We start from the raw sequence: 17,538 nt of genomic DNA, 5'->3' as shown, positions 1-17,538 counted from the left end.
ATGCATTCGTCGTTGCAGACATCTCCACCCGTTTCATGGAGTCAGCACCCTCATGGCCTCGATCGAAAAAAAACTCGACAGCGCTGCGTCGCTGCCTGTCCTATCCCGCGAACAAGGCCGCTACCGCAATCACAAGCCAATGAAGCGTTCCGGGTTCCTGAAGACGATGCGTATTTTCTGGAATGCCATGGTCAATAAACCTCGGCACACGCGGCCCGTGGGTGAGATACCGGTTCAGGTGCTTTCCCGTCAGCAACTGCTGGCCGCGCCGAACAACACCGTATATCGGCTGGGGCACTCCACAGTGCTGCTTAAGTTGCGCGACCAGTATTTTCTGACCGACCCGGTGTTTGCCGAGCGCGCTTCGCCAATTCAATGGGCCGGGCCGCAACGTTTCCATCAGCCGCCGATCACCCTGCAAGACTTGCCGCCGCTTAAAGCCGTGATTCTTTCGCACAACCATTACGATCACCTCGACCACATGAGCATTCAGGTGCTCAAGGACAAGACCGAGCATTTCATCACCCCGCTTGGAGTGGGCGATACATTGATCGAGTGGGGCGTACCCGCGGACAAGGTGCAGCAACTGAACTGGTGGCAGTCCACCCAAATCCACGGTATCCGCTTCGTCGCGGCCCCAGCCCAGCATTTTTCCGGACGCAGCCTGCGTGACGGCAACCAGACGCTCTGGGCGTCGTGGGTAATCATTGATGGCCCGCAGCGGATCTTCTTCAGCGGCGATACCGGCTATCACGATGGCTTCAAGCTGATTGGCGAGCACTATGGCCCGTTCGAGCTGACGCTCATGGAAACCGGCGCCTATAACGCCCAATGGCCAGACGTGCACATGCAACCGGAAGAAACCCTGCAGGCGCATATCGATGTGCGCGGCAAATGGCTGCTGCCCATTCACAACGGCACGTTTGATCTGGCGATGCACGCCTGGCACGAGCCTTTCGACCGGATTCTGAACCTGGCCTGGGATCGCAGCATTTCCATTGCCACACCGGAAATGGGCCAGCCCTTCTACATGCAGTACCCGAGTCGCGGGGAGGCCTGGTGGATGAAGGTAGAGAAGGCGATCGAAAGCGAGGATCCGACATCTCAACGTTGTGGGCGTCGTTGCGATCGCCAACAGGCATAAGCTGCCAATCGCGGATAAGCTGCGCGCGTCCGGAAATGCCATTGACTGCTGTAACGACCTGTTGTGATTCAGGGGGGAAGCCTTGGCCCTGATCGTCCTGATTTTTAAAACCCGCCCGCCAGTTTTCAGTTTGTCGCGCACGTGACTGTCGAGGCCTTTACCACGCGTCACCACGTCTATCCGACACCTTGGGTTTCCAATGCCTATCTCGTTGACCGCTGGCTGGCTCGTCAGGGCACAGAGCGGCATATCGCGGCCTGCGCGGATACCTATGGCTCGGCGTTGCAACTGCTGCGGGGCACTGACCGCTTCCTCACACTGCCCCGACGGATTCTTGCCGCACTGGCTCCCCGACGTGGCTGACGGTGCGAGAGTTGCCAGACGATCTGCCAGCGTTTTCGCTGGAGAGGGTCTGGAGCGAACGTGCTGACCGGGACCAAGCCAATGGCTGGCTTCGTGAGCAGATTCTGGGCGTCTGCGTGGATCAGGGTTTGTTCTGATTGTGCTCCTTGTCCTGATCCTGCCCCTTGGGCGGTTCGGGGCGTCGGGGTTGTTCACCCTGCTGATTGGCCTGTTTGTGTTTTTCGCCGACTTTGCTGGCGTTTTCCGGTTTGTGGTCCAGGTCTTCACGGTTCGATTCTTTGGGCATCATTCACTCTCCTTTAAGTGTTGCGACCTGTGCCCTCAAGCACCGTCGCTTATCTGCTTGATCAGCATCAACGCTTCGTCTTTGAACAAAGGTTGCTTCATGCGTTCGGCGAGCAAAGCCATTTCACGTTCGCGCTTACAGCTGACCACGGCGTGCACCGTGCCTTGCTTACACATCAGCGCAAGGAATTCAAAGTTTTCCGGCTCACCCAGGTAGACGATATCGTCCCAGTCCTTGGCATGGCCCAAATAGTCCAGGCGCTTGCCGAAGTGAAAGGTCCAGAAAAAAGGCACGTCGGCGTAGTGTGTTTCACCGCCCAGCATGTTGCTTGCGGCGATGCGCGCATGTTGCTGGGCCAGACGCCAATGCTCTATGCGCAGGGGCTGGCCGTTGACGGGAAACGTCGCGATATCGCCTGCCGCCCAGAGGTCCGGGCCCACTTTCATGCCTGAGTCCACGGCAAGCGATCCGTCTTTCTCAAGTTGCAGGCCATCGATGAACTGAGTGGACGGCGTGACGCCGATGCCGATCAATGCCAGGTCGACCGGCATGCGCTCGCCGTTGTTAAGCACGGCAGTCTGCAGGCATCTGTTTTCGGCCTGTTCATCGCCCTCGAATCGGCTGACATCGACGTGGGTGCGGAACAAAACCCCGTTTCGTTCGTGCAGGGCGCGCAACGCTTTACCGATTCTATCGCCCAGTTGCGCGGCGAAGGGCGTCTCGTGATGGGCGATAACCGTCACGTCGACTCCGTGCTTACGCAAGGCTGATGCGGCTTCAAGCCCGATGAAGCTGTCGCCGACAATCAGCGCATGCTTGCCTGGCTGCGCGGCAGCGAGGATTTTCGCTGCGTCGTCCCGCGAGCGCAGCGTCAGCACCTGCGGCAAATCAGCACCGACCAATGGCAGCACGCGAGGCTCGCCACCGGTGCTGATCAAGGCGGCATCGTAGGTAATACGACGTCCATCGGACAACGTCAGGCGTTTGTTGACGACGTCCAGTTTCATCACCTCGCCCTGGATACGCTCGATTCGATTCTCTTCATAGAAGGTCTCTTCGCGCAGGGGCGGGATCTCATCCGGGCGCATGTCGGCCGCGAGTACGAATTTGCTCAGCGCCGTGCGGTCGTAACCGGGTCTGCTTTCGCGGTCAATCAGCAGCAGGCGTCCGTTGAAGTCTTTTTCCCGTAAGGCGCAGGCGGCTGCAGTGCCCGCAGCGCCTGCACCTATCACGACAAAGCAACGATCGTCGTCGGGCACGTTGCTGTGAGGGGGCTTCATGGCCTGATCATCGATGTGAATCTGATCTTCTATCACCAGCAGCGGATAGCGTGTGAGGGCATCCAGGGCGGGCGGCTCGCACAGGTGCCCGTCCGAAATGGCAAATTCCGCCTTGTGCCACGGACAAATCAGATGTCCATTGCATATTGCCCCGTCGGCCAGCGGCGCTCCTGCATGTGGGCACTCGCCCTGATAAGCGCGGACCTCATCGCCATGCTGCACCAGCACAATCTTCTTTTCACCCACCTCAACCTGAATCCCGCGATCTCGACGAAGATCGGCCAGACTCGCCACTCGATGCATTGGCATTTTAAGTTTCTCCCAGGCTTTGTTTTGGGAGTGGGCGGTCGATCAAGAGGTTCAGCGAATATGATGGAGCGTAATGCGTCCCTTGCCGCCGTAACCTTCGACCTCCAGCAAGATGTGCGAGTAGCCATTGAGCCGCCTCAGCGAACCAGACCCAACCGTTCATGCCACTGGGCAATCGACTCTTTGGGGTATTGCTCGAACTGTTGGTCCTTTGGACCTGCCTGCACCTGGACCCACGATGCCTTGGAATCCAGCAACAGATGCGTATGCTCAGGCGGCGTTGGCAGTGGTGTGTCGATGGCCGAGGCGAACGGGTGGATCAGCTCTGGCCACTGCGGGCTGAACAGCCATAGGCCGCTGCCGCACAGCTTGCAGAAATGCCGCTCGGCGTCGCTGGTGTGAGCCTGCTGGTGTTCCTCGTCGCGCATTTTGGCGTGATAAATGGCGATATTGTGCCTGCCCTTGACCTTCAGGCCGTTGGCATCACCACCCAGATTGATCGAATAGCCACCACCGCCTTGCGTCTTGCGGCAGATCGAGCAGTAGCAGCGTTGATAAGAGTAGGGGTGGGCGCTTGTCAGGCTGAACTCCACTTCGCCGCAATGGCATGAACCTTCCAGATGCATGATGGCCTCCGTCTTCGAATATGTTGACTCACTGTTCTAGACCTCATGAGGCGACGAGGTTCGATGTTTCCTCGAACGCGCGTTCGGATGGGCCGTGTAGAAGGCATGGGTTGCCTGTCGCACGAAGGAGCGCGCTCCCATGATCAGACGATCGATTTCCAAGCCGCTAGTTAATGGTTTCACCTGCGCCCCTTGCCGGAACCCTGTTCCGGCTTGCATGATCCTTCCCGACTAATAATTCCTGGCGGGCTGAACCTGCCGAGCAGATAGGTGACAAGGCAATGGATGATGTGAATCGCGGTTTCAGCAGTTGGTTGCGTGCCCCCGGACACAAGGCCTGGCTGGCTCAAGAGGGCAATCGCTTGCTCACCTTTGCCAAGGCGGCCAGGCTGCCCCAGGGTTTCGGCAATCTGGATGACCGAGGGCGGTTGCCAGCAGACGCGGTCGCCGAGACCATGAACACCGCGCGCATGACCCACAGCTTTGCCCTGGCGCATATCAACGGCATCCCCGGCTGTGCCAAGCTGGTCGATCATGGCATTGCTGCGCTGGCCGGGCCGTTGCGTGATACGGAGCACGGCGGCTGGTTTGCCAGACCTCTGAACGCGGACGGCGATACGGGCAAAGCCGCCTATCTGCATGCTTTCGTGGCGCTGGCTGCCAGCTCCGCGGTTGTTGCCCAGCGTCCCGGCGCCAAGGCCTTGCTGGAACAGGCGATTCACGTCATCACCGAGCATTTCTGGAGCGAGGAAGAGGGCGCCATGCGCGAGTCCTTTTCCCGTGACTGGAGCGAAGAAGAAAGCTATCGCGGCGCCAACAGCAACATGCACAGCACCGAAGCCTTCCTCGCCCTGGCGGATGTCACCGGCGATGCGCGCTGGCTGGACCGTGCGCTGAGCATCGTTGAGCGAGTCATTCATCAACACGCCGCCGCCAATAATCACCAGGTGATCGAACACTTCACCCTGCAATGGCAGCCGATGGCTGAATACAACGCCGACAAGCCTGACGATGGTTTTCGCCCCTATGGCACCACCCCCGGCCACGCCTTCGAGTGGGCGAGATTGTTGCTGCATCTGGAAGCCGCCCGACACGAGACCAAGCTTGAAACACCCGCATGGCTGGTTCAGGACGCGCGGATGTTATTCGACAATGCTTGCCGTTACGGCTGGGATGTCGATGGCGCGCCAGGGATTGTCTACACGCTGGATTGGCAAAACCGCCCGGTGGTGGGTCATCGCTTGCACTGGACCCATGCCGAGGCGGCTGCGGCATCCGCCGCTCTGCTGCAGCGTACCGGCGAGCAGCAGTATGAAAACTGGTATCGCACCTTTTGGGAGTTCAACGAGACCCTGTTCATTGATCGAGAGCACGGCAGCTGGCGTCATGAGCTGAACCCGCAGAACCAACCCAGCGCCGACATCTGGGCGGGCAAACCGGACCTCTATCACGCGTATCAGGCCACTCTGCTGCCGCTGCTGCCACTGGCCCGAAGCCTGGCGACCGCGTTGGAGCGTTTGCAGTAATCCGCATCGGCGTCCGGAGTGCTGCCGGGCGTCTGGGACAGGAGGTGTTCCATGGGGAGGGGCAGCTTTGAATTTCAATCTGCAAGTAAGCTAACGCGGTATTCGCAGCCGTCGTTACCCTCGGCGTCTCTCGCAGAGGCTGTGGGATCTTCTAGAACCGTGCGACAGTGGCAAATGCGTTGAATCAGGCTCGGATACATTGAAAGGATTTTTGAACTCGCTGCCGTGTGACCTTCTGCGTCTTTCTAGGAGTTGATCACGCCAACCGCTCTGTCACCCGTATCACCTGCCGTGCGATGTAAGCGCCGGTGACGATCACCCCGAACAGGCGCAAGGTCTGCATTGCCAGCACGAAGCCAACGTCCGAGTGGGTGTCGATAGCGATGATCGCCATTGCGTCCAGCCCGCCGGGGCTGGTGGCCAGGTAGACCGAGAGAAAGTCCTTGCCCATCATCTCGGCAATCACCCAGGCAGACATTGCACACAGCAGGATCAGCAGTAGCGCACTCATGATCATCGCTGGCAGGCGTCGCCACACGTAGCTGATGGTTACCCGGTCGAAGCGCAAGCCGATGTAGCCGCCGATGGCGCCATAGGCAATTGCGAGCAACCAGGTGGGCAGGGTGATCTGCAGCAGACCACTGAGCTGCAGGGTACCGCCCAACAGCAGCGGCACCAGCAAAGCACCGGCGGGCACGCGTGCGCCGAGACTGACACCGAACCCAATGACCACCAGGCTGAGCACCAGGTTGAGCCCATCGAAGCCTTGCAGCAGCGCATCGACGCTGTGCGTTTCGGTCCCGCCAGCGTCGGCACCCATCAGCCGGCTGACCAGTGCGCCGACCATCACCACGCAGACCACGCGCACGTATTGCATCGTCGCCACAACCCGTGAGTCGGCGCCGTAGTCCTCGGACATCGCCACCATCGCCGACGCCGCGCCGGGCGAAGTGCCCCATGCCGCCGTACTGCCCTGAATGCCCCCCCATCGCGCGACACCGATGCCCACCATCGCGCTCAATGCGACCGTGATCAGGGTGGCGAAGACCATGACGTGCCAAGAGTGCAGCGCGGCGATCAGCACGCCCATGGTCATGGAATGAGCGACCAATACCCCAACCGTCCCTTGACCCAGGCGAAAGATGTTCCTGTGCAGCCGGATCGAAGCGCCGGACACGCCGAAACCGATAGCGACCAACATCGGGCCGAGAAACAGCGCGGCGGGCACCTGGAAATATCTGAACAATTGGCCAGCACTACCGGCCAGAATCACCAACAGCAGCCATTGCATCCGCGAGGGGAGGGTTTCAAGGGAAAACGAGGCGGGGCGCGACAACGAGTATCTCCAGAGCATGGGCTTTTTCCTTGTGGAATTTCGTCCAATGCCGAGAAGTATCGACACTTGAATCGATCAAGTCTATTTTCTAATAATCATGAATTGATAACTTTGGTTGATATATGGACCTGCGCGACCTGACGTATTTCGAAACCATCGCCGAGCTCGGTCACCTGGGACGTGCGGCAGAAAAGCTCAACCGCAGTCAGCCTGCGTTGACCAAAAGCATTCAGCGCCTGGAAGCGTCTTTTGGGACCAAGCTGTTTCAGCGCGACGGCAGGCGGATCAAACTGACCCCGGTGGGTGAGTTGCTGCAGGCCAGAGGCAGGTTACTGCAGCAAAGCATCGCCCAGACTCAACGCGAGGTGCGCGATTTCGCCAGTGGTGCAGTGGGCGAAATCCGCCTGGGGTGTGCGGCGACGATGGCCGAGTACCTGCTGCCGGAATTGACCAACGCTTTGCTCAAACGCTCGCCGGATGTTGTCCTCAAACTGGTGATCGGTCAGGACGACATGCTTCGTGAGGAGCTGCGTTCAGGGCATCTGGACATGATCATCTGTTCGCAGCGCAGCACCGAGGATGAATTCAGTGCGCACCCGATTCTCACTGATGAAGCCGTGGTAATTGCCAGCCGCAATCACCCGATCTTCAACACACCGTTTCAGATGAGCGATCTGTGCAAATACCGCTGGGTGCTGCCGCCACCCGGGGTGTCGTCGCGGATGTGGGTTGACGACGCCTTCGCCCGCCACAACCTGCCGCTGCCCGTGGTGCAGATTGAAGCCAACTCCATTTCCCTGCTGCCCCGCCTCATCGCCCAGACCCGCCTGCTGAGCTTCATCGCCCGCGAAACGCTGGAATATGGCAAGAACATGCAGTACCTGCGTGAGGTGCCGTTGCAACCCACCACCATGACCCGAACCATTTGCGTGATTCTGCGCCGCCAGGGGTATCTGTCTCCCGCAGCCCACGCCATGGCGCAAATGTTGCGCGACGACGGCGGATCGTTTTTCAGTTGGGTGTGATTGCGTCGCAATCAGGTGTAGCCTTGAAGACGAAACACACTATCGAGTAGACCGTTGGAGAAACCTGCCATGCATGCAGCGCCATACGAACACGACCCGCGCAGTCTGACGCCGTACCTGCTGAGCGACGAAGACCAGCATTACGGTGGCGACCAGTCGCCCCTCAATGATGCCGATGGCGATGAAGACAGCGATCCGGAAGCTGAACTGGATCTAGGGGAGCTGCAACTGGATGAGTTTGCAGATTCGGACAAGCTGGATATCGGGTCGTCCACATTAGGATAAAGGGTCGCTGAAGCTCGTCCAGCCCACAACTTGCCCCGAGCCATGGGCTGACGGGTTCAGTGTTTTACAGACCATCCAGATACCGTGCCAACGTCTCGATTCCGTCCTCAGCCGTCTCGCTGCTTGCGGCCCAGGTGCATGCCAGCATCAGGTTTCTGGGTAGCTGAAAGTCCTCCACTTGAAAGCCTTGGGCGTCGAAGCCTTGTGCATCGTGGACGATTTGCTCACGTAACGTCCTCGTATCCTCGAAATACGCCCATACCGGTTTGCTCAGCGCAACCGCCATGCCTACTTCAAAGGCCGTCCCGGAGTCCGGTTCGACGCCGCGAAAAGGGTTCAGATTAGCCAGCATCGCATCACAGTTCCGGATCATGGCGATATTGGCATCACAGATGAGTCTGGCGGTCTGGTGTGCAGGGAGATCGGGTGCGACTTCGTTATCGAACGGGTACAGTCCGACCAGGCCATGGGCGTCGCACAGCGCTTTCAGATAACGCCCATGTTCGATGGCATCGGCGCGAAAGACATCGAAGCCGGCCAGATAGACGCGGGGTTTACCGGAATAAGTCATCACAAGCCCCTTTGACTGAATTGGACTCGATTGTAGCGCCGGCGCCTGCCGTTGATCAGCTCGATCCCCGTTCACGGGGACAAGGGCTGGAATCTGTACGGATAAACAGTATCCTCACGCTTTTCCCGTCAGCCATAACGTGACCCCGCCGTGAGCTATTCGCCCCTCGACAATCCCTTCTACTACCTGGAAAACTTTCGCCAGGTGCTGAGCTGGATTGGCCAGCGCTACGACGATCTGCTCGTTGACGAAGAGCGTCTTTTTATCGAGGGCTTCGCTCGCCTGCCGCAAGCCGCACAAGCGTTGCTGGTGCGAATGGTGATGCGCAAGGGTGTGCTGTTCAGGGCCAGTAAACTGGTATACCCCGAAATCGGTGACCCACGGCAGGCTGCTCTGCCGCTGCTGGCGTGTGGCTGGGTCGACGGGCAACCGCCTCTGGACCTTCGGGCGCTATTTGCGCTCCTGCGCAAGGACGAGTTGACCTTGTGCTTCAAGGCTCACGGGGTAAGAAATGCCGAGAAAAAAGCCGATTTTCTGGACCGCCTGCTGCCCCTTCATGAGCATGTCCAGCCGCTAGACCAGTGGTTTGCAGATTTTGACGAGGTGGTGTTCGGGTTGCAGGTCATGCCCCTGTGTGACCGGCTACGCCTTTTGTACTTCGGCAACCTGTATCAGGAATGGTCTGAATTCGTATTGGCGGATCTGGGCATCTATCGCTACGAAAAGGTCGAGTTTTCTCTGGAATCACGAGGCATCAGCCAGCGGCAAGACATCGACATTTGCCTGCATCTGCACAGTTGTCGCCAGGCGCTGGATCAGACTCTGAATGAAAGCGACCAACTCGGCGAACTGGCGACCCAGGCACTGGCTATCCGGACTGACAACCCTTGGTTATCCATGCGCCGGGCCAAACTGTTGTTCCAGATCGGCCAACAGGCTGAACGCCGACAGCAGGGGTTGTTGGCGCTGAGTGTTTATGCGCAGTCCAGTTACGCCGGCGCGCGAGTTCGCAGGATCCGGGTGCTGGAGCGCAGCGAGCAGTACGCCGAGGCGATGACGCTTTTGCAGCAGGCCCAGGCTCTGCCCGAAAACGATGAGGAAACCCAGCACCTGTTGCGGATTCAGCCCCGGCTGCAGCGCAAGTTGGGGCATTGCGCGGTGCGCAAGCGACCGACGCGCACGGTCAAGCGGCTGGACCTGAGTGTCACGCCGCTGCCCGATTACAGCGTGGAGCGCTTGATCCAGCTGCATCTGGCCGAGGAGGGCAGCGAAGTACATTACGTCGAAAATGCACTGATCAATTCGCTGTTCGGCCTGCTCTGTTGGCCAGCGGTGTTCGCGCCGTTGCCGGGGGCATTTTTTCACCCATTCCACAGTGCTCCCAGCGATCTCTACAGCCCGGATTTTTACCAGCGTCGGGCCGCGTTGTTCGATGAATGTCTGGCGCAGCTGGACGATGAACGTTATCTGGCGGTGATTCGTCACCACTACGTGCAAAAGTTCGGTCTGCAATCACCCTTCGTGTTCTGGGGCACCCTGACGCAAGATCTGCTCGAACAGGCCCTGCATTGCCTGCCGGCGCAGCACCTCAAGCACTGGTTCCGTCGGCTGCTGCAGGACATCAAGGCCAATCGCACGGGCATGCCAGACCTGATTCAGTTTTATCCTGAGCAGCGCAGCTACCGAATGATCGAGGTCAAAGGCCCCGGAGACCGTTTACAGGACAACCAGCTGCGCTGGCTGGATTTCTGCGCCGAGCATGAGATGCCGGTAGTGGTGTGTTATGTGCAGTGGGCCGAGCAAGTGACGTCGGCAGAAAAGAGCGACCCACCGCCGTTTGCAGCAGTCGGCGCGCCGGTGGATGCGTTAGCCCCGGCGCCTTACTGTTGACCCACCCGCCGCCATCGCGGGCAAGCTCGCTCCCGCCGTGCATTGCCAAACCCGGTACGGCGCAAACCCGGAAATGGCTGGGCTTTATGTCTGTCGCTTCACTTTCCTGGGGGGTAACGGCAACGGGGCAAACAAGGCTTGGATGTCGTCATCCTGCAGTTTCCAGTCCCCGGCCGTACGGCCATCCAGTACGCCAGATGCCAGCGCGGACTTCTCGTGCTGCAGGTGCTGAATTTTTTCTTCCACCGTGCCGCGGGCGATCATCTTGTAGACGAATACCGGCTTTTCCTGGCCGATGCGATAAGCGCGGTCGGTGGCCTGGTTTTCTGCGGCAGGGTTCCACCACGGATCGTAATGGATCACCGTGTCAGCGGCGGTCAGGTTCAGCCCTGTGCCCCCGGCCTTGAGGCTGATCAGAAAGATCGAGCGTTTGCCGCTCTGGAAGTCCTGCACTGGGGTACGACGGTCCTTGGTTCTTCCCGTCAGCAGGGCGTATTCGATGCCGCGCTGGGCCAGTTCGAATTCGATCAGTTCGAGCATCGAGGTGAACTGCGAGAACAGCAGAATCTTGCGGTCTTCGGCCAACAGCTCCTCGATCATCTGCATCAGGCTTTCCAGTTTGGCCGAACTCGACTGCCGCGTGCCGGCGGGGACGCTGTTGACCAGCCGCAGATCGCAGCAGACCTGACGCAACTTGAGCAAGGCTTCGAGGATGATGATCTGGCTGCGCGCGACACCCTTGAGGGTGATCTCGTCGCGAACCTTCTTGTCCATCGCCAGCCGCACGGTTTCGTAAACATCGCGCTGGGCATCGTTGAGCTCGACCCAATGCACGATCTCGGTCTTTGGCGGTAGCTCGGTGGCGACCTGCTCCTTGGTCCGGCGCAGCAGAAAAGGCCTGATCCGCGCGTTCAGGTGCTGCAAGCGCGCCTCGTCGCCGGCCTTTTCGATGGGGTTGCGATAATTGCTGTTGAACTGTTTGGCATCGCCCAGCCAACCCGGCATCAGAAAATGAAACAGCGACCATAGCTCCCCTAGGTGGTTTTCCAGCGGCGTACCGCTCAGGCACAGCCGCTGTCGGGCATTCAACTGCCGGGCCGCCTGCGCCGCCTTGCTGTTGGGATTCTTGATGTACTGTGCTTCGTCGAGCACCAGCACGTGCAGCAGTTGCTTGCTCAGCAGCTCGACGTCCCGAGGCAGAAGGGCGTAAGTGGTGAGGATCAGGTCGTAATCCTGCAAGCTTACGTAATCCTGATGCCGATTTGCGCCATACAGCGCCAGCACCTTGAGTTGCGGCGTAAAGTGTTTGGCTTCGTCCATCCAGTTGGGAATCAGGCTGGTGGGCATGACCGCCAGCGCCGGACGATCAAGGCGCCCGGCCTGTTTTTCCATCAGCAGGTGGGCGAGGGTCTGCAGGGTCTTGCCCAGGCCCATGTCATCAGCCAGGACCCCACCCACTTCCAGCTCCCGCAAGGTCTGCATCCAGCTCAGCCCTTCAAGCTGATAGGGACGCAGCGTCGCATTCAGGTCCCTGGGCGGCTTGACCTGGGCGGTTTTGATCGTAGCGAGGCGCTCTGAAAACTGCCGCAACCGGTCGCCGCCTTGCCATACCAGCGGCAGGTCGTCGAGCTGCTTGAGGCGTGCAGCATCGGCCTTGTTCAGGCGAATGGCGTCGTTGCCCTCTTCGCGCCAGTAAAAGTCGCCCAGGGTCGCGAGCACCGTCTTTAGTCGGCCATAGGGCAGGGCGACCTGGATCGGGCTGCCGCCACGCGGGGTAAAGTGGTTGAGCTGTACCAGCAACTGTTCGTCGTCGCGGCGTTTGGCAATGCCCGACAGGGTCATCAGTTCCGGGTGGGTGCGCAGCAGATTGATCAGGATCGGCAACAGGCTCAGGCGTTCGCCGTTGACGATGATGCCCAGCTCCAGGTCGAACCAGTCACGCTCCGGTTCCTCCTCGACGACGGCGTACCAGTCGTCCACTGGCGTGACGTCGAAGCCGAAATCTTCGTTCATCTCGATCTGCCAGCCTTGCTCGCGAAACGTCGGCAACTCGTCGAGCATAAAGCTCAGCCAGGCTTTCTCAGTGGGCAACTCGAACATTTCTCCTGCACTGTCGGGCAAGGCCTTGCTCTGCCGTGTAGCGATGCGAAAGCCGATCTCTTGCAGCTGTTTGCGCAGGTGCCCTTCGCGGTCCAGATGACGCCGCAGGCGCAGGGTTTCATCGACCAGATGGCGCACGATATCGCTGGAGCGGCCGGGGCTCGGCATGCCCGAAGCGTAGAACTCGCCATACCGAAACGCCAGTGCGGCACGATGCTGAATATGCCGCTGCATCTTGCCATTGCGCGGCTCGTAGGCGCTGAACTCGAAGCTGGCAAGGATCAAGCGCGGCTCGGGCTCGACGTTGGTAATGACCCGTTCGGGCAGTGCCGGTTTGTCCTCGGCCTTGGGACCGGGCGCAGCCGTGTGCTGATCCACGATGCTCAGAACACCGGGGAGGTTTTCCGGGGCCTGCAGATAGAACAACGCCGCCGCACAATGCTTGCAGTTATTTCTCACAGGGCAGGTGCAGGTGCCGACCACGAAATGGCGGGCGCGCTCGGCGTCCTTGAATTGCAGCGTCTGGACATAGGTTTCCATGCCAGACCCGCGGCACAGCGTGCGAACCAGATCGGGGCTTACATGCTGGAGCGTCACGCGTTTCTGTCGGGCATAACCGAGCCCGCGCTCCACACTCTGCGCCTTGAACAAGGGTTCCCATGGCAGGGCCAGGGCTTTTTCCAGTAGGGATGACACGTCTTGCCCTGCGTCAGCGCGGTGCTTGGAGAGGAGAAACCTTGATCAACAAGGCCAGGCTTCCGTTGTCCATGTAAGTCAATTCCCCGTTCCTGACCCGGGTGGCCTGACGCATGCGTTCGCTGGTGACCAGCACGCCGTGATCGTCGAGCTGATTGACCCAGAAATTGGCGTCGATGTCAGTGAAGCGCGCCAGGCCCAGGCTCACCGTACCTTCGATCGGATAGTGACCGAATTGCTCTTGCCCGTTGCTGATCGCAACCTTGCTCGGTGTGGCGCCCAGATCCTGTTGCCAGGCGCGGTGCAGCAGCACTTTGTAGCCGTCGCTGGATTCCAGTTTGCCCACCAGACTGTCCAGCGCCGTGGAGGTTTGGTTATCGACTCCCAGCGTTTTCACGCCAGCGTCCCAGTTTTCCGGCGCCGCCTGATTGGTGGCCGCCGGTTCACCGTTCTGGCGGAACAGGATCAACTCCACCTGATAGGTGCCATCGGCGAACGCTGCAGGGGCAATCAGCACCAGCAGCAGGGTGAGCGAGCGAAGCACACGCATGGGCAATCCTTAAGCCGATTTTTTGGAGGGCGGCGGGGTCAGGCGCTCGAGCAGCGCTTCGATTGTATTGAAACGCTCCTCGGGACGCTCCATCGGCACCATGAATTTGAACAGCGTGGCGCCTTCGAATTTGTAGCGTGCCGGTTGCCCCTGAATCAGCTTGATCAGCGTCAATGGATCGACCGGCGTATCGGCAGCGAATTCGATTCGTCCACCCTGCGGCCCGGCGTCAACCTTCTTGATGCCCAACTGCTCGGCCTTGAGCTTGAGCGAGGTGATGCGTACCAGATTCTTGGTCGGCTCCGGCAGCAGGCCAAAGCGGTCGATCATCTCCACTTGCAGATCCTTCAGGCCTTCCTCGTCGGCGGCGTTGGCGATGCGTTTGTAGAGAATCAGCCGCGCGTGAACGTCCGGCAGATAGTCTTCGGGAATCAGTCCCGGAACTCGGAGATTGACCTCCGGCCCGCCGCCCAGGGGCTGATCCAGATTTGGCTGCTCGCCCTTGCGGATCGATTTCACCGCGCGTTCGAGCATTTCCATATACAGGGTGAACCCTACGGCCTGAATCTGCCCGCTCTGGCCATCGCCGAGCAACTCGCCAGCACCACGGATTTCCAGGTCGTTGGTGGCCAGCACGAAACCGGCACCGAGGTCCTGCGTATTGGCGATTGCTTCCAGGCGCTTCACGGCATCCGCGGTGATCTGCTTGCGCGGCGGCGTCAGCAGGTAGGCGTAGGCCTGGTGGTGACTGCGCCCGACCCGACCGCGTAACTGGTGCAACTGGGCCAGACCAAACTTGTCGGCGCGCTCGATGATGATGGTGTTGGCGCTGGGCACGTCGATGCCGGTCTCGATGATGGTCGAGGCGATCAGCACGTTGAAGCGCTTGTGGTAGAAGTCGCTCATCACCTGCTCGAGATCGCGCTCGTGCATCTGTCCGTGGCCGATACCGATCCGGGCTTCCGGCACCAGTTCGGCAAGGTCAGCGGCGCATTTTTCGATGGTCTTCACGTCGTTGTGCAGGTAGTACACCTGACCGCCGCGCAACAGTTCACGCAGCAACGCCTCCTTCACGGTCGGCTTGTTCTGCTCCATGACGAAGGTACGCACCGACAAGCGTCGCGCAGGCGGCGTGGCGATGATCGACAGGTCGCGCATGCCGGCCACGGCCATGTTCAGGGTGCGCGGAATCGGCGTCGCGGTGAGGGTCAGGATATCGACCTCACTGCGCAGGGCCTTGAGTTGTTCTTTCTGACGCACGCCGAAGCGGTGTTCTTCGTCGATGATCACCAGCCCGAGGTTCTTGATCTTGACGTCGTCCTGCAACAGCTTGTGGGTGCCGATGACGATGTCGATCTTGCCCTCGGCCAAGTCGGCCACCGCAGCATTGATTTCCTTGGTCGACTTGAAGCGGCTCATCACCTCTACCGTCACCGGCCAGTCGGCAAAACGGTCGCGGAAGCTGTTGTAGTGCTGCTGGGCGAGCAGGGTGGTGGGCACCAGAATCGCCACCTGCCTGCCGCCATGCACGGCGATGAATGCCGCGCGCATCGCCACTTCGGTCTTGCCGAAGCCCACGTCGCCGCACACCAGACGGTCCATCGGCTTGGGCGCGAGCATGTCGGCGCGTACCGCTTCGATGGTGGTCTGCTGGTCCGGGGTTTCTTCGAACGGGAAACCTGCGCTGAACGTTTCGTAATCCAGCTTGGGGTCGGCGAACGCATAACCTTCGCGAGCCGCGCGCCGGGCGTAGATGTCCAGCAGTTCGGCTGCCACGTCGCGTACCTGCTCAGCGGCCTTGCGCTTGGCTCTCTGCCATGCCTCGGAGCCAAGGCGATGCAACGGTGCGAGTTCGTCGTCGCTGCCGGTGTAGCGCGCGATCAGGTGCAGATTGGCGACCGGAACATACAGCTTGGCTTCCTCGGCGTAGGCCAGCATGAGGAATTCGGCGACCTGATTCTCCACCTCCAATGTCGCCAGCCCCAGATAGCGCCCCACGCCATGGTCGATGTGCACCACCGGCGCACCTTCGCGCAGCTCTGCTAGGTTCTTGATCACCGCGTCGCTGGAGTGGCCGTCCATACGCTTTTCGCGCCGCCGCCGCTGCATCACCCGCTGACCGAACAGCGGGCTCTCGGCGACCAGCGCCAAGGCCGGTTGCTCCAGCACCAGGCCTTCATCCAGCGGCGCGATGGTGATTGCCAGGCGCTCTTTGCTGTCGACGAATTCCTGCCAGCTGTCGAGGGTTTTCGGGCGCAGTTTCAGACGTTCGAGCAATTCCAGCAGCACCTCGCGGCGCCCTGCGGATTCGGCAGTGAACAGCACGCGGCCGGGGAACTCATTGAGGAAGCTTGAGAGCGCCGCCAACGGCTGGCTGGCCTTGGCTTCAATGGCCAGATCGGGCAATACCCGAGCAGGAAAACGCTCGCGGCCCATGCCGGCGTCAACGTCGTCCTGGCTGGCGACCACCCGTGGCCAGCTCTTCAGGCGGGCGAAGCAGTCTTCTACCGGGAGAAACAGCTCCGTCGGTGGTAGCAGCGGACGATCAGGGTCAACGCGGCGTTCTTCGTAACGATTGCGCACGTCTTTCCAGAAGGTTTCCGCTGCCGATTCGATACCGGGCAGCGAGAACACTTGAGTGTCCTGAGGCAGGTAGTCGAACAGCGTGGAAGTTTCTTCGAAGAACAGCGGGATGTAGTACTCGATGCCGGCGGGGGTGATGCCGCTGTTCAAGTCCTGAAAGATGGGGCTGCGGCGGAAATCGACGTCGAAACGTTCGCGAAAACGCGCCTTGAAACGGGTTACCGCTTCTTTCTGCAGCGGGAACTCCTTGGCGGGCAGCAGACGCACCGAATCTACTTTGTCCACCGAGCGCTGGGTTTCCGGCTCGAAGGTGCGCAGCGTTTCGATTTCGTCGTCGAACAGGTCGATCCTGTATGGCAGTTTGCTGCCCATGGGAAACAGATCGATCAGCGCGCCGCGAACCGTGAATTCGCCATGCTCGTACACCGTATCGACATAGCGGTAACCGCTGGCTTCAAGTCGCGTGCGCATCGCTTCGACATCGAGCTTCTGACCGACATCCAGCACCAGGCTGCTGCCCAGCAGGAAGCTGGTCGGTGCCAGACGATGCAGGGCCGTGGTGATCGGCACCACCAGCACGCCATGTTCCAGTTCCGGTAGCCGGTAAAGGCTGGCGATGCGCTGGGAGATAATGTCCTGATGCGGCGAGAACAGATCGTACGGCAGGGTTTCCCAGTCAGGGAAATGCAGCACCGGAAGGCCAGGGGCGAAGAACTTCAGTTCCTGCTCCATCCGTTCGGCGCTCTGGCTGTCGGCGGTCAAAAGCAGGGTGAAGCGTTTCGCGGCGCTTGCAGCCTCGGCAATCGCCAGACTTTGAGCGGCACCGGGCAGGTTGCCCCAATGTTGTTTGCCTGCGGCGGCAGGAAGAATCGGTAGGCGCAGAACGGGCACGGAAGATAGAGCTCCAGGCGTTGCGGCAAAGCCTGGGATTGTAACTAAATCCGAGATCTGCTGTCAGTTTTACGCTC

Annotated in this window: 14 protein-coding genes; 6 read left to right on the top strand and 8 right to left on the bottom strand. The window is 60.1% G+C overall.

Annotated features, from left to right (window positions below):
* Window positions 1-52 precede the first annotated feature (52 nt).
* Window positions 53-1,144 (top strand): MBL fold metallo-hydrolase, encoded by a 1,092-nt coding sequence (locus EC915_RS10740; RefSeq protein ID WP_133750502.1) that lies wholly within the window; start codon window positions 53-55, stop codon window positions 1,142-1,144.
* A gap of 141 nt (window positions 1,145-1,285) precedes the next feature.
* Window positions 1,286-1,507, top strand: a complete 222-nt coding sequence (locus EC915_RS10735) for a hypothetical protein (RefSeq protein WP_133750501.1) — start codon at window positions 1,286-1,288, stop codon at window positions 1,505-1,507.
* Window positions 1,508-1,628: 121 nt separating this feature from the next.
* On the opposite strand, the gene EC915_RS24820 is transcribed toward EC915_RS10735, so the two are convergent.
* From EC915_RS24820 to EC915_RS10725, 3 genes are all read right to left on the bottom strand, one after another.
* Complete coding sequence (locus tag EC915_RS24820) at window positions 1,629-1,796, bottom strand: hypothetical protein (protein WP_166650956.1); 168 nt, start codon at window positions 1,794-1,796, stop codon at window positions 1,629-1,631.
* Between the two features lie 32 nt (window positions 1,797-1,828).
* Window positions 1,829-3,382 (bottom strand): FAD-dependent oxidoreductase, encoded by a 1,554-nt coding sequence (locus EC915_RS10730; protein ID WP_133750500.1) that lies wholly within the window; start codon window positions 3,380-3,382, stop codon window positions 1,829-1,831.
* A gap of 137 nt (window positions 3,383-3,519) precedes the next feature.
* The gene (locus tag EC915_RS10725; protein ID WP_133750499.1) at window positions 3,520-4,008 is read right to left on the bottom strand and encodes a GFA family protein; all 489 of its coding nucleotides are present in this window, start codon (window positions 4,006-4,008) and stop codon (window positions 3,520-3,522) included.
* Between the two features lie 281 nt (window positions 4,009-4,289).
* Here EC915_RS10725 and EC915_RS10720 point away from each other — a divergent pair, with 281 nt between their 5' ends.
* Window positions 4,290-5,534, top strand: a complete 1,245-nt coding sequence (locus EC915_RS10720) for an AGE family epimerase/isomerase (RefSeq protein ID WP_133750498.1) — start codon at window positions 4,290-4,292, stop codon at window positions 5,532-5,534.
* A 256-nt stretch (window positions 5,535-5,790) separates the two neighbouring features.
* On the opposite strand, the gene EC915_RS10715 is transcribed toward EC915_RS10720, so the two are convergent.
* Window positions 5,791-6,870, bottom strand: a complete 1,080-nt coding sequence (locus tag EC915_RS10715; protein ID WP_372237880.1) for an AbrB family transcriptional regulator — start codon at window positions 6,868-6,870, stop codon at window positions 5,791-5,793.
* Between the two features lie 122 nt (window positions 6,871-6,992).
* Between EC915_RS10715 and EC915_RS10710 the strand changes: the two genes are divergently transcribed.
* The gene (locus tag EC915_RS10710; RefSeq protein ID WP_133750496.1) at window positions 6,993-7,895 is read left to right on the top strand and encodes a LysR family transcriptional regulator; all 903 of its coding nucleotides are present in this window, start codon (window positions 6,993-6,995) and stop codon (window positions 7,893-7,895) included.
* Window positions 7,896-7,964: 69 nt separating this feature from the next.
* Complete coding sequence (locus EC915_RS10705; protein WP_133750495.1) at window positions 7,965-8,180, top strand: hypothetical protein; 216 nt, start codon at window positions 7,965-7,967, stop codon at window positions 8,178-8,180.
* Between the two features lie 64 nt (window positions 8,181-8,244).
* Here the strand turns inward: EC915_RS10705 and EC915_RS10700 are convergent, their stop codons facing one another.
* Complete coding sequence (locus EC915_RS10700) at window positions 8,245-8,751, bottom strand: nucleoside 2-deoxyribosyltransferase (protein WP_133750494.1); 507 nt, start codon at window positions 8,749-8,751, stop codon at window positions 8,245-8,247.
* Between the two features lie 150 nt (window positions 8,752-8,901).
* Here EC915_RS10700 and EC915_RS10695 point away from each other — a divergent pair, with 150 nt between their 5' ends.
* Window positions 8,902-10,641: a VRR-NUC domain-containing protein gene (locus EC915_RS10695; protein ID WP_133750493.1), complete on the top strand. Its 1,740-nt coding sequence runs from the start codon at window positions 8,902-8,904 to the stop codon at window positions 10,639-10,641.
* An 84-nt stretch (window positions 10,642-10,725) separates the two neighbouring features.
* On the opposite strand, the gene EC915_RS10690 is transcribed toward EC915_RS10695, so the two are convergent.
* The 3 genes from EC915_RS10690 to mfd are packed head-to-tail and all read right to left on the bottom strand — an operon-like array spanning window position 10,726 to window position 17,461.
* Window positions 10,726-13,437 carry a DEAD/DEAH box helicase gene (locus EC915_RS10690; RefSeq protein ID WP_133750492.1) on the bottom strand — a complete coding sequence of 904 codons (2,712 nt, stop codon included), beginning with the start codon at window positions 13,435-13,437 and terminating at the stop codon, window positions 10,726-10,728.
* Between the two features lie 13 nt (window positions 13,438-13,450).
* On the bottom strand, window positions 13,451-13,987 hold the full coding sequence (locus EC915_RS10685; protein ID WP_133750491.1) for a CsiV family protein: 537 nt from the start codon (window positions 13,985-13,987) through the stop codon (window positions 13,451-13,453).
* Between the two features lie 9 nt (window positions 13,988-13,996).
* Complete coding sequence (gene mfd / locus EC915_RS10680; RefSeq protein WP_133750490.1) at window positions 13,997-17,461, bottom strand: transcription-repair coupling factor; 3,465 nt, start codon at window positions 17,459-17,461, stop codon at window positions 13,997-13,999.
* Window positions 17,462-17,538 lie beyond the last annotated feature (77 nt).

The sequence above is a fragment of the Pseudomonas sp. LP_7_YM genome, assembly GCF_004364435.1.
Classification (GTDB): Bacteria; Pseudomonadota; Gammaproteobacteria; order Pseudomonadales; family Pseudomonadaceae; genus Aquipseudomonas.
This window is presented reverse-complemented; position numbering and strand designations above follow the sequence as displayed.